At 37.4% G+C, this 12,970-nt stretch carries 12 protein-coding genes; all 12 read right to left on the bottom strand.

What is annotated here, in order from left to right; translation table 11 throughout:
* Window positions 1-65: 65 nt before the first annotated feature.
* Entirely contained in the window at window positions 66-1,640 is a 1,575-nt protein-coding gene (locus HU235_RS04405; protein ID WP_174879442.1) for a response regulator transcription factor, read from the bottom strand.
* Window positions 1,621-3,438 carry a sensor histidine kinase gene (locus HU235_RS04400; RefSeq protein ID WP_174879441.1) on the bottom strand — a complete coding sequence of 606 codons (1,818 nt, stop codon included), beginning with the start codon at window positions 3,436-3,438 and terminating at the stop codon, window positions 1,621-1,623. Before HU235_RS04400 ends, HU235_RS04405 begins: the two co-directional genes overlap by 20 nt.
* A gap of 110 nt (window positions 3,439-3,548) precedes the next feature.
* Window positions 3,549-4,853, bottom strand: coding sequence for an ABC transporter substrate-binding protein (locus HU235_RS04395; RefSeq protein WP_174879440.1), 1,305 nt, complete (start codon window positions 4,851-4,853; stop codon window positions 3,549-3,551).
* 324 nt (window positions 4,854-5,177) lie between these two features.
* Window positions 5,178-6,005, bottom strand: coding sequence for a carbohydrate ABC transporter permease (locus tag HU235_RS04390; RefSeq protein WP_095301417.1), 828 nt, complete (start codon window positions 6,003-6,005; stop codon window positions 5,178-5,180).
* Window positions 6,005-6,871 carry a carbohydrate ABC transporter permease gene (locus tag HU235_RS04385; RefSeq protein ID WP_174879470.1) on the bottom strand — a complete coding sequence of 289 codons (867 nt, stop codon included), beginning with the start codon at window positions 6,869-6,871 and terminating at the stop codon, window positions 6,005-6,007. The genes HU235_RS04390 and HU235_RS04385 overlap by 1 nt, the downstream gene beginning before the upstream one ends.
* A gap of 511 nt (window positions 6,872-7,382) precedes the next feature.
* Window positions 7,383-7,787: a GyrI-like domain-containing protein gene (locus HU235_RS04380; RefSeq protein WP_174879439.1), complete on the bottom strand. Its 405-nt coding sequence runs from the start codon at window positions 7,785-7,787 to the stop codon at window positions 7,383-7,385.
* A gap of 32 nt (window positions 7,788-7,819) precedes the next feature.
* Window positions 7,820-8,389: a pyridoxamine 5'-phosphate oxidase family protein gene (locus HU235_RS04375; protein ID WP_174879438.1), complete on the bottom strand. Its 570-nt coding sequence runs from the start codon at window positions 8,387-8,389 to the stop codon at window positions 7,820-7,822.
* 287 nt (window positions 8,390-8,676) lie between these two features.
* Window positions 8,677-9,585 carry a 3-hydroxyacyl-CoA dehydrogenase gene (locus HU235_RS04370; protein ID WP_174879437.1) on the bottom strand — a complete coding sequence of 303 codons (909 nt, stop codon included), beginning with the start codon at window positions 9,583-9,585 and terminating at the stop codon, window positions 8,677-8,679.
* 13 nt (window positions 9,586-9,598) lie between these two features.
* Window positions 9,599-10,780, bottom strand: coding sequence for an MFS transporter (locus HU235_RS04365; RefSeq protein ID WP_174879469.1), 1,182 nt, complete (start codon window positions 10,778-10,780; stop codon window positions 9,599-9,601).
* The gene (locus HU235_RS04360; RefSeq protein ID WP_174879436.1) at window positions 10,767-11,183 is read right to left on the bottom strand and encodes a MarR family winged helix-turn-helix transcriptional regulator; all 417 of its coding nucleotides are present in this window, start codon (window positions 11,181-11,183) and stop codon (window positions 10,767-10,769) included. Before HU235_RS04360 ends, HU235_RS04365 begins: the two co-directional genes overlap by 14 nt.
* 343 nt (window positions 11,184-11,526) lie before the next feature.
* On the bottom strand, window positions 11,527-12,051 hold the full coding sequence (locus tag HU235_RS04355; protein WP_174879468.1) for a DinB family protein: 525 nt from the start codon (window positions 12,049-12,051) through the stop codon (window positions 11,527-11,529).
* Window positions 12,052-12,180: 129 nt separating this feature from the next.
* Entirely contained in the window at window positions 12,181-12,939 is a 759-nt protein-coding gene (hisA, locus tag HU235_RS04350) for a phosphoribosylformimino-5-aminoimidazole carboxamide ribotide isomerase (protein ID WP_174879435.1), read from the bottom strand.
* Window positions 12,940-12,970 lie beyond the last annotated feature (31 nt).

Raw genomic sequence — 12,970 nt, 5'->3', positions numbered from 1 at the left:
AGTTTCTATATATTATTCATTTTCTGAGGAAAGATGTTGGCTTTTCTCTTAATTGTGTGTTCCTTCTATTTCGAAACAACCTGAGCACGGTATTCATTTGGTGTGAATCCTGTCGATTTTTTAAACACCTTACTAAAATATTTTTCGTTTTGATAACCTACCATAAATGCAATCTCGTAGATTTTCAGATGCGGGTTTTCTAGTAATTCCTTTGCTTTCATCACCCGAATATTTGTTAAGTAATTTGTAATGGTATCAGCATATTCCTGCCTAAATCTCCGTGAGATATATTCTCTGCTTAAGTAGAAGCGATCCGCGATCTCTTGTAAAGTAATTTCCTTATCATAATGATTTCGAAGATATGCTTCAATTTCTTGGATACTATTTTTATCCTTTTGGTATTTTACTTTTGATAATAATTCTAGCAATTGATGAAATTCCTTTCGTTTCTCCTCTTTAAATTTTTGAAAGGAAAACAATCCATCCTCCTCCCAATAGTTCACACCATTGTATAAGACGGTTGCTTCATCAATGCTATATTCCTTTAGCCAGTTCGTACGCATTTGTTCAAATTGTGTTTCCCAAGCTTGAATTTGCTCCATCGAAAGCTCATTATTCATTTGCAAGCGGTTAAATAACCCTTGTAAAATCTCATCTACCTTTTCCATGCTTCCGCTGCGCAATGCCCACATAAGCTCCTGTGAATAATCAAATAAATGGAGGAGAGAGCTTTTTGCCATATCATGATAATAGGCGATATTATTGCTCTTCCCTAATAGGTTATGCTTTTTCAATGCTAGAAGCGCAGATTGATATGATTCTTGCAATGAATGTGATTCTTTACCAACGGCAATTGGTAGCTTCATTTGATAGCATCTATAAATACATTCATGAATTTGCGAGATGAAATAGTCACTTTTTTCCCACATGAACATAACAATTTCGTTATCCTTTGTCTCGTTGCGAAAACAAATTCCATGTTTGTTTTTCCCTTGAATGATTTCATTGCAAATATTTAAAATTGTAAAAAACGCTAAATTTTTATCCTCACCAAATGCCTTTTGAATGATCGGAACAAGGGTTAAAACAGCTACTGTGCATTTGACCTGCTTTAGATTAATTGCAAATTCAGCTTGGATTTTGTTGACCGTTTCTTGAGAAATGACTGAATGAGTAAGTAAATTTGTCAAAAGATGATCCCAATATAACGGCTTCACCTCATTTATGACTCTTGTCGCCTCCAAGGTTGAGGCACGTGCAACCTGTTGTTTTTTCCATTCACTTGTTGCACGTGCTAACGTATCATGTAAAATAACTGGGTCAATCGGTTTTAATATATAGTCAAAGCTTCCGTAGCAAAGGGCATTCCGCATATAGTGGTAATCATCATACCCGCTGACAACGATAATCTTGCTTTGCAGGTTCTTTTCATGGAGCCATTTTAATAAATCAATTCCATCTACTTTCGGCATATTCATATCTGTAAAAATAATTTCCGGTCGATGCTTTGTAATTTCCTCCTTCGCTTCTGCACCATCCTTTGCCTCATAAACTTCGGTAATGCCAAATTGTTCCCAATCCGCTAATAAGAGCAATCCCTCTCTCACATGCTGTTCATCATCAATAATGATTGCCTTCATCCAAAATCCCCCTTGCTTCGATTGGAAATGTAATTGAGACGTAAATTCCCCCACCTTTTTGATTATCAAGATGAAGCGTCCCTTTTTGACCATAATAGAGCTTTAACCGAAGATAGACGTTCTTCAATCCAATATTCGTTCCTTTAGTTGGTCTTTCTTGCTGTGTATCTGTTAATGTTTGTTTGATTTGAACGAGTCGACTCTCACTCATCCCAATTCCATTATCCCGAATGGTAATGACGAACATGTCATCCTGTCGTTTTCCTTCAACTGCCAGCTGTCCAATTGAATCAGCTCGACTGTCAAAGCCATGTTTAAAATAATTTTCGATAATTGGCTGAAGAATCATTTTTGGAACGGTTATCGATAAATCCGTTTCCTTAAAATTTAACGAATACGTAAATTGCTCCCCAAATCGTTCTCTTTGCAATAATAAATAGGCCTTTGTGTAATCAATCTCCTTTGCCAATGGAACTAAATCCTCATCAATATTCATGCCATACCTCATGATTTTCGAAAGATGGGTCACAAGCGTATAGATTTGTGGCACTTTATTTTTAAGGGCAACCGTTCCAATTGACTGCAAAGCATTATATAAAAAATGAGGATTTAATTGTGATTGCAAAACCTTTAATTGATTCGTTTTGTTTTCAAGCTCAAGCTTGTATTCACGATTAATTAATTGATTAATTTTTCCGATCATTTCCTGAAAACGATTACCTAATACACCGATTTCATCCTTTCCTAGCGGAACAAATTCGACATTCATATCGCCTTTTTCAACCTTGTTAATATGCTGCAGCAATATTCGAATTGGGGAAGTGATTTTAAACGAAACAAAAAAGGAACCTAAAATAACAAGACATAAGCCAATAATCCCAAAAAGAATATTGATTTTCGCCACACTTAAGGCACTTTCAAAAACAGATGTATACGGAATACGTTTAGCTAATATCCAGCCTCCAGAAGCTTCAGACGTTCTGTCATAAATCATTAACCCTTGAAAGGAATCTGTCTCAAGCTCCATCGTCCCACTTTGTTTTTTCGACGCGGTTAATTTCTTAATCCAAGCCTCATCCTCAGAAACCTTATTATTTGATTGAAAAATCATTTCTCCTTCTGAGCTAATAATATAAAACTCTTCCTTGTCCTTCACATAAAGCTTCTCACTTATATTAATAATTTGAGACGGGGCAATATCTAATGAAATATAACCTAATAAATCGTTTGACGGAATATCAAGCAACACTCTGTGTAACGTAAAGATATCGCGTTTGTTCCGTTTATCATTTGCTGCTTTTTCACCTTGAACAACATGCATCGGCTCAAGGTACACATAGTACTTATTTTTTAATGCTTTTTCGTAATTTTCCGCTTCAAGCTCTTGAATGAATGGTGAAAATACAACACTTGAGCGTTTGGATACGGAAACATTTAGATCATCTTTTATAAATACAATATTGACGCGATTAATATTTTCCTCAGCGTGAAGAATCGTTAAAATGACATTTTTCACTGTTTCCTTTGCAAGATAATCATCATCTAGCTCAGGATTTCGTAAATACGCCATAAAATCGATATTTGTATAAAACGATAGCGATAGATTTTTTAACTCATCAATATATCCTTCAACATTCAACTTCCCTTGATATAGCAGGTTTACGTTTTCGTCAACAAATTTATCCTTTAAAGACTCTTTCGTATATAAATAAGTTGTCACTATCGAGGTCCCAAATGGAACGATCGTGATAAGGAGCAGTAAAACAATTAGTTTATTTCGTATACTCGTTCGGAACATTCCTAAAAGAACCTCCTTACCGACATTTATCATGATTATTCATGCTGTCTTTAAAACATTCGTATAGATAAAAAGCATGCCGACTGTCATGGCATGCTTTTTTCTCTATTTTACTTTAAATTGTCCCAAGTCGCTTGGAATTTTTCTAGCAATGTATCATAATCGATTTTTCCTGCTGCATATTCCTGAATCGCAGCGGCAAATTCCTTGTTTGCTCCATCTGGCCATGTAAACCAAGTCCATGGAATCGTCTTTTCAGCTTTTGAATATTCTAATACCTCTTTACCTAAGTCACCTAAACCAGATGCTTCAATATTATCAAACGCTGGGATAAAGGCAAACTCCTCAGTAATATAGCGTTTTCCTGTTTCAGAGGATACCATCCAGTTTAGGAATGTTTTCGCTTCCTCTAAATGCTCTGAGTTTTTGTTTAATACCCAGTTGTTCGGTACACCGACTGGTAAGACATCTTGATTTGCATCATCGTTAAGCGGGATTGGAATAAAGCCCATATTCATCTCAGGGTTCACTTCATAAATCATATTTTCTGTCCAGTTACCTTGTTGAAGCATTGCTGTTTCACCTGAAGCAAACAGTGTTACTTGTGTATTATAATCGGTTGTGAGCGGATTTCCTGTTGCATATTTTATTTCTGTATCAATGACTTCCTTGAATTGCTTAAACTTCTCATTATCGGCAAATTTCACTGAACCATCATATAATCCATCAATAAATGCTGAAGGGTCTTCCTGTTGGGCAAATGGAATGTTTAATAAATGCTGTCCAATAACCCACCATTCCCCATATCCTGCAGAAAATGCTTTTATTCCTGCATCCTCAAGCTTTTGAGCTGCCTCTTTTAATTCACTAAGTGTTTTCGGCGTTTCTGTAATTCCTGCCTTTTTGAATAAGTCCTTGTTATAGGCGAAGCCATATCCTTCAAGGTTTACAGGCATCCCGTATAGCTTTCCATCCTCACCCGTCATCGGAACCTTCCCAATTGGAAGAACATGCTCAACCCATGGCTCATTTGATAAATCCGCTAAATGCTCCTTCCACAATTCAAGCTCTTTAAAGCCACCATTGTTAAAGATATCTGGCTCTTCACCTGATGCAAATTTCGCCTTTAACGCTGCACCGTAATCTGCGCCACCACCAACACTTTCAAGCTTTACCTTTATATTCGGATGCTCCTTTTCAAACTCATTAATCATTTCTTGTAGTTGGTCAGCAATCTCTACTTTAAATTGAAATAAATTAAGTGTCACAACATCCCCATTATCACCAGAATCTGTATTCGTATCAGAATTAGAATTAGACTGCCCACCTGTTTCTAGCTTCCCCCCTGAACTACACCCAACAATCATCCCTACCAAAAATAACATCGATAAACATACGAGCAAGAGCTTCTTCATCCCCATTGACCTCCTTGTTATGTTATCTATCTTTTATATAAAAGTGACCCTTTTTTGGGGGACAGTCCCCACGATGGTAGTGGGGACTGTCCCCCATTAATTAAAACAGCCACTTTACATACGGCCATGACTTCATTTAAACAGGCTGCTTCCCTTTCATAAACTGCTAGTGGAGTAACCAATGATAATTCGTGCTTTTACTAATACTAAACTGCCAAATTGCATCCTATTCTTAAGCGAAAAGTGAGGTTGTCGCGCTAGAAATTCGTCTTTTTGGGGACAGTCCCCACAACAATTGTGGGGACTGTCCCCCTCCTCTCCCTCTCACTTAATCGAACCAGCAGCAATACCTTTAATAATATGCTTTTGCAAGAACAGAAAGAAAACGATAATTGGTGCAATCCCTAGTACTAATGCCGCTAGACCCATATCCCATTGCTTCGTATATTGAGCGAAGAACGAGCTTGTCGCTAATGGAATTGTCCGCAGTTCAGCATCCTGGAGCACGAGTAATGGAAGCAGGTAATCATTCCAAATCCACAGCGTATTTAAAATGATAACCGTTACGGTAATCGGCTTTAATAGCGGGAAGACAATTCTCCAAAAAACTCCGAATTGGCTACACCCATCTACTCTAGCAGATTCTTCAATTTCCTGTGGAATTGTTTTAACAAAACCGTGAAACAGGAAAAGCGATAAAGAAACCCCAAAGCCAAAATACATAATGACAATTCCCGGAATGCTGTTCATAATCCCCATCATGCCCCCAAGCTTCATAAGCGGGATCATCACGGTTTGAAAGGGAATGACCATCGCAGAAACAAAGAATACAAAGAGAAATTTGCTTACCTTTCCTGGTGTTCGCACCATTTTCCACGCAGCCATTGAGCTAATGACGACAATTCCAGCAATGCTTATTACCGTAATAATAAGGGAATTAAAGAAAGCATGCTCAAAGCTAATAATTTCCCATACCTTCGCGTAATTGCTAAATAAAATTTCCTTTGGCCACGCAGCTGCATCTAATAAGATCTCTGAAAAGCTTTTTACTGAATTAATAAAGACAAAATAAAATGGTACGAGAAAAATCAGAGCGAGGATAATGGCAACAATCTCTAATATAAATGTTTGAAATGTATACCTTCTTAACATTATGCCTCAACCTCCTTTTTCTTCGTATACAACACTTGGAAGGTCGTAAAGACTGCGACGATTAAAAAGAATAAAATCGACTTTGCCGTACCTAAGCCATATCGATTATTCATAAACGCCTCTTGGTAAATATTAATCGCAACCGATTCCGTTGAATTAAACGGTCCGCCTCCTGTCAGCGAAAGATTCAAATCGAAAATTTTAAATGCCATTGAAATCGTTAAGAAAAAGCAAATCGTAAATGCAGGTATAATGAGCGGGACGATGATTTTCGTTAAAACGGACCAGTTAGAAGCTCCATCAATTTTTGCTGCTTCTAATAAAGACGTATCCACCCCTTGTAAGGCAGCAATATAAATGACCATCATATATCCACTAATTTGCCATGCAAAAACGATAACAATTCCCCAAAATGCAGTTGCTTCATCACCAAGCCACGGAAGCTTGAAGAAACCGATATCCGTCAAGTTACCAATTGATGCAAAGCCTTTAACAAAGATAAACTGCCATATAAACCCTAGTAATAGTCCACCAATAACATTTGGAATAAAAAAGACGGTTCTTAAAATATTTTTCGTTTTTAATGCGGCATTTAATAGCAGAGCTAATGTAAAACCAATTAAATTACTTATAATGACAGCCGCAAACATAAACTTTGTTGTAAATAAAAAGGAATTGAAAAATTTCTCGTCTCCCGTAAATATTTTCACATAATTGTCCAAGCCAACCCATTCAATCGTTGAGCTTACCCCATTCCATGATGTAAAGGAATAGTAAATTCCCATAAAGAAAGGAATAATTTGAATCAAGATAAAAAATAGTAGTGCTGGACCAACAAAGGCCATATACGATAGAAACTTTTTCATCGATAGCTTACGTTTTGTTTTCAGTTTAAGATTTACATCTGAGCTTGTTTCCAGTTGGTTCGAATTTATCCTTGTATTCACCTTATTCCCACCACCTGACGAATATTTTGTAAACGCTTACTTGAATTCAATTATAAAGGGCATCTAGCTTCAAGACGATAAACGATATTGACTAAAAAGGTGCACAATGTTGACCTCCTTTTTTCAGGATGATGAAAATGGACTTCAACAAGTGGGAGCTTTTTGTGACATATCAGGTTTTTACGTGTAGTTTACTTTCTTTTTCAAACATAAAGAAAACCACCCCAAAAGAGCTGGTCTTATTCGTATTTCTTTTCCGCTATTCCTTTATAAATGCAATTAGCTTTTCTCCTTATTTATACAAAATTCATTTTCTCTATTAGATTTCAAAGCAGTTTCCTTTTTTTGCTAAACACAAAGAAAACCACCCCTAAAAGAGCTGGTCTTATTCTTATTTCCCTTTTACCTCTTATATATAGTTCATTTCTTCTCACTTTACTGCAATATAAATCTCAATTTCACCATTAGGATAATACTTTTCAAAGTCATAAGAGTAATCTCTCTTTAATACACCTGTCTCTTCTTGCTTCCAGATAGTACTCCATGCTTTTAAGATGCCTTGTTCATCATTCATATCGACTTTAAAGACCTCATATTTCTTGTTATCCGGTATTTCAATGGAGGCTGCTCCATGATTGCCATCTCTTTCAACGGCAACACTTAATGAGTAATCTCCTTTATAATTATTTTCATAATCATAATAAACTCCATAAACACACTCTTCATTATTTTCTAGTTTGCTAGAAGCTTCCTCCCACATCGTCTTGATTTTCGCCATCATTTCATCATCAGTAAAATTATTCGTTCGAATGCTAGTAAGTAAATGTAGTTTCATAGGTATACTTCCTTATCTACTAATTTGTGTACTTAACTTTTTGCGTTTACAAACTGTTCGCCAATAGGTGTGACAATTCCATCCATGCTGATTGAATTTTTCTTTTTATGATACTCTTCTAATTGTTCGTCGCTTTTATTTAAAGCCCATTGCTGCAGCGTATCGCGTTCACCATTGTAGGTATAAAATGGGACGCTAAATCCACAGGACGTTTTGACAGTATCGATTTTTGCATAAATAATTTGCCGTGCCCCAGGAAGAAGGTTGAAATGGGGGATGAGCTCCTCCCACCTTGGTGTATCTGGTAAGATAACCTCGCCTTTACCATATAAGCGTAAAATCAATGGTGGACCCTCAAATGCAAGAAACATAAAAGTAATTCTCCCATTATCAATGAGATGTGCACTTGTTTCATTGCCGCTCCCTGTTAAATCTAAATAAGCAACCTCATTTGCCGACAAAATCCTAAGAACATCATGACCTTTAGGCGAAATATTAACATGACCATCCTCTAATAACGGTGCAGAACCAACGAAAAAAATCCGCTGCTTACGAATAAACTCCTCATGGTTTGCTTGGATAGACGTAAAAACCTTTCCCATAACCCTTCCCCCTTACAAATTTCAGAAAATAAATGCCTATTGTCACTTTAAGACAATAGGCAGTAATCTAAGAGGCAGATAAACAAACGTTTTCGCGAAGGTAAATTTTGTTAAAATTTCCTTTATTCTATTATGGAAATAGATGTTCCGTCAATCTATTTTTTAGGGGACAATTTTTTGGGGACAGTCCCCCATTGCGTTAATATGTTAAAGGAGCAAAACAAAGAGCCTTCCAAATAAACGAAAGGCTCCCATTATTTATTTCACTAGTTTCCTTACAATAAAGCTTAAGGCTGTAAAAATCCCTTCTCATTATAAGCTGGATTAGGATATTGATAGAATCCCTCACCTGATTGCATTCCCATTTTCCCTTTATCAATATATTCATTTTTTACGAGATCAGCAATTTGCTTGAATTCATTTTGTTCAGGGTTTGGATGTTTCGCTGCCTTTGTGCTGACGATATTGTATACTGTTTCTAATCCAACGACGTCCATAATCGCGAACGGACCCATTGGTGCACCTGTTGCAATCATCCATGTTTTATCGATTGTATATGGATCCGCAACCTCATTTCCCCATAAAAGCTGTGCTGCATCAAGTAATGGAACTAATAAACTATTTAAGATATAGCCTGGCTGCTCTTTTTTAATATGAAGTGGGACCATTCCAATCGCCGCTGCAAATTGTAATACATCCTTAACAACCTCTTGGCTTGTTCCCGGATGCTCCATCACTTCTCCTGTATTATTCATCCAAATGCGGTTCGCAAAATGAAGAGCTAAAAATTTCTCAGGACGACCAGTAAATTCTGCAAATTGACTTGGTAGCAATGTAGAAGAATTTGATGCAAAAATCGTATGAGCTGGTGCAACTTTTCCAAGCTCTGTATAAAAGCTTTCTTTAATTTCCTTTAATTCAGGAATTGCTTCAATGACAAGATCTGCTTCAGCAACAGCTTCTGCTAAATTTGTTGCATATTGAATTCGAGATTGCGCTGTTTTAACCGCGTCCTGCTCTTCTTTAAAATAATCAAAATATGTAGCTTCTAAATTGGCAATTCGTTCTTTCGCCTTCTCAATCGCTGCATCATTAATATCATAAATCGTTACGTTAAATCCTTTAAATGCTGTTTGAAAAGCAATTTGACTTCCTAATACTCCGCTTCCGGCAATTGTAATATGTTTAAAATTCATCATTTCTTCCTCCTTAGATATATAATTTCGCTTTTCGTCCATGTAAAACGGAATAAAGCGGAATACTTATAATGATGATTGGAACCATCCATAAAAAGATGGAACGATATCCTGCAAATGGGACAAATAACCCTAATAAGTACGGACCAAAGCCAAGTCCAAGATCATAAAAAATATAATACGTCGATGTCGCAAAACCAAAGCGATGTGGTTCAGTTACCTTCACAGCAATCGTTTGGGCAATCGAATTAAAGTTCCCAAAGCCAAGCCCGATCAAAGCTGCTGAAAGTAATAACATCCAGCCGCTGCTTGCCTGACTAAATAAATACATCCCAGCTGCAAAAATGACTAAACAAGGATAAACGATTAAATTAGGCCCCTTCGCATCCATTAATCGACCACAAAATGGCCGGGTAAAAATCGTTGCAAGTGCATAAACGATGAAAAACACACTTGCTGCTTCAACCAAGTTGACCTCTTCAGCATAAAAAGATAAAAACGACATGACGCCTGAGTAAGCAAACCCCATTAATAACGCAATAAACGAAATCGGGATCGATTTAGGCTCCATAAACTTTGCAAGAAACGACTCTTCCTTTTGTTCCTGCTGATTTGCATGAAACTGCTCTCTCTCTAAACGAATAAAAGCTAAAGCACCGATCATGATAAGCGAAAGCAAGACATTTAATCCAAAAATATAGTCATTGCCATTTTCAAACTTCATTAAGAAAATCCCAATAAACGGCCCAATTGCTGTTGCTAGAATAACGCTTAAGCTATAATAGCCAATCCCTTCCCCTTTACGAGTAGCAGGAAGAATATGCGCGACAATCGTACCAGCAGCTGTTCCAATAATTCCAACAAATACGCCTTGAATAAACCGATTCACTAACAAAAAGCCGATATGAATTTCAATAAAATAAAAACACGCGCTAATAAAAAATAAAATAACACCTATTCGCAATATTTTTGCCGGACCCAATTTCCCGATTAATCGGCCCGTTAAAAGCCTCCCGATCAACGCACCGATTACATAAATACTTGAAACTAAGCCGGCAATACTCGTTGAAACATGATAGGTCTCAATCGCATAGCTTGCAATCGTCACAATTAATAAGTAGAACATTAAAATGGATAAAAAATTAATTAATGAGATGACTATAAAATTTTTTGACCAGATTTTATCTTTCATAATCCTTCATACGTTCCTCCAATATTTTTAGCTCTTCCATCCATTCCTTCACTTTATCCTCTGATAGCGGATCTGCGACAAATAATTGGAGTTCGATCACTTGCTTTGTTATCTTTTCGCAAAGGGTTTTCCCTTCATCTGTCAAAGACAAATTCTTCTGCCGTTTATCTTGACCACTTGTAAACTGCAATAAGCCTTGTTCATTTAGCTTCCGTACTAAAGAAGATACGGTCGGCTTTTCAACAGACCATTCCTTGACAATATCGATGCTCGTACATCCCTCATGATTGTAGACATGGTGCAGAACAAGCCATTGAACAGCTGTGACTCCATAGGACGAACAAATTTCCTGAAGCCGTAAAACATACAATTTATTAAACCGGTAAATCATTGTAAACAGATCCATAGAAGCCCCCTTTTTTAAATAAATTAGTTAGTATTCCTTACTAACTAATTATATAATAGTTGTTTTTATTTGTACAGCTATAAACTCCACTCTTAAATAAAAGGCTTTGTTAAACTTTGTTGTTGATTTCCGCTACTGGGCATTCGCTTTCCGCGGGCGGTCCGGGAGCCTCCTCGGAGCAAGCTCCTGTGGAGTCTCCCTTTGACACGCTTCTCCCGCAGGAGTCTCATGCCCTCCACTCCAATCAACAAAGTGCTTAAAAATCAACAGCCAAATAAAAAAACGTTCACTCCTTAAGGAATCAACGCCACAATGAGTCTATGTTTTCTACACAAAAGCAAACCTACTTCCTCAGTATCCCTAAATATTCCTTCCACGGTCCAACATCTGCACTGTATCTTTTCGCCATGACGCGGACGATTTGTGCAATATGTGTGAAATCATGAACTGCCCACGTCGAAATCAGTTCTCTTATCTTTGCCTCGCCAAACTCAGGATGGATGCCAGATAGCTCAAGAAGCTCTTCATTTGTCACTAGCTCCTTTAGCTTCGTGATATTTTCGTTTCGAATCCTCGCAAACTCATCTAGCTTTTCTTCCATCGATTGCTCACGTCCTGGAAGTAAATGCGCGTTCCGATCAAATGCGGGAAATGGCTTTGCCGTTCCTTCATTAAGAATAAATTGTAATCTTGGTAGCCAATTAGTTTTTTCAGCTTCAATAAGGTGGTCAACCACTTCCGTAGCATTCCATGTGCCCTCACCTTCATTGCCTTGCAGCCATCCATTTGATAATCCAGTCAAAAAGCTTTTTAATAAAATTGGTGTACGCTCCAAAACTTCAATCGCCTCATCTAAGCGAAAATTCACCATTAACAGCCCCCTATGAAAAACTTTATTAATAAAAATAAGGGTGGCTCAAAACGAATGGTTCAGACCCCTCAAACAAATGAAAGGTTCTGACCCTTTTGAGTCACCCTCGATGATGTAAAATTCTCATTAAAGCTTACGGCAATAGTCAACAACTTGCTTGTAAGGAAGATTCCCGCCGAATATATCTAATGCACTGCCAATTGTAAGATCAAGCTTACCATCTGTTAACTGACGAAATGCTTCTAAATCAGAGATTGAGCGGACACCGCCTGCATAGGTTGTCGGAATTGAGACCCAGCTAGCTAATTGCTTAGCAAGTGTTTCTTGGATTCCCGTCCGCTTTCCTTCAACATCAACCGCATGGATGAGCAATTCATCACAGTAGCCTTCAATTTCCTTTATGGACGCTGCATTGATTTCAAAATTGGTAAATGTCGTCCATTTATTCGTTACGACAAACCATTTCCCATCCTTCTCCTTACAGCTTAAATCAATGACGAGTCGTTCCTTGCCAACTTCCTTGACTAGCGCTTCTAATCGCTCCTTATTGAGCTCCCCGTTATTGAATATGTAGGAGGTAACAATCACATGTGAAGCGCCATTTTCCAAATATTCGCCTGCATTTTCAGCAGTGATCCCACCGCCAATTTGCAGCCCATTTGGATATTCCTTTAATGCACGGATAGCTGTATCATGATTCCCATCTCCGAGCATGATAACATGTCCACCAGTTAGATTGTCTTCCTTAAACATCGCTGCATAATAATCAGAATCATGCTCTGATACAAAATTTTCTACAACCTTACGATTATCCAAAGTAAGTGTATCCCCAACAATTTGCTTCACCTTACCTTGATGAATATCGATGCATGGTCTAAACTTCATCTCATTCACGAACCTCTCTGTTTCTTTTTCT

Origin of the sequence: Metabacillus niabensis, from assembly GCF_902829255.1 — a bacterium.
GTDB lineage: Bacteria > Bacillota > Bacilli > Bacillales > Bacillaceae > Metabacillus > Metabacillus niabensis.
This window is presented reverse-complemented; position numbering and strand designations above follow the sequence as displayed.

Bases quoted from the DNA above. Each gene is read 5' to 3' on its own strand.
- HU235_RS04405 (WP_174879442.1), bottom strand. From the start codon at position 1,640: ATGAAGGCAATCATTATTGATGATGAACAGCATGTGAGAGAGGGATTG.
- HU235_RS04400 (WP_174879441.1), bottom strand. From the start codon at position 3,438: ATGTTCCGAACGAGTATACGAAATAAACTAATTGTTTTACTGCTCCTT.
- HU235_RS04395 (WP_174879440.1), bottom strand. From the start codon at position 4,853: ATGAAGAAGCTCTTGCTCGTATGTTTATCGATGTTATTTTTGGTAGGG.
- HU235_RS04390 (WP_095301417.1), bottom strand. From the start codon at position 6,005: ATGTTAAGAAGGTATACATTTCAAACATTTATATTAGAGATTGTTGCC.
- HU235_RS04385 (WP_174879470.1), bottom strand. From the start codon at position 6,871: ATGAAAAAGTTTCTATCGTATATGGCCTTTGTTGGTCCAGCACTACTA.
- HU235_RS04380 (WP_174879439.1), bottom strand. From the start codon at position 7,787: ATGAAACTACATTTACTTACTAGCATTCGAACGAATAATTTTACTGAT.
- HU235_RS04375 (WP_174879438.1), bottom strand. From the start codon at position 8,389: ATGGGAAAGGTTTTTACGTCTATCCAAGCAAACCATGAGGAGTTTATT.
- HU235_RS04370 (WP_174879437.1), bottom strand. From the start codon at position 9,585: ATGAATTTTAAACATATTACAATTGCCGGAAGCGGAGTATTAGGAAGT.
- HU235_RS04360 (WP_174879436.1), bottom strand. From the start codon at position 11,183: ATGGATCTGTTTACAATGATTTACCGGTTTAATAAATTGTATGTTTTA.
- hisA (WP_174879435.1), bottom strand. From the start codon at position 12,939: ATGAAGTTTAGACCATGCATCGATATTCATCAAGGTAAGGTGAAGCAA.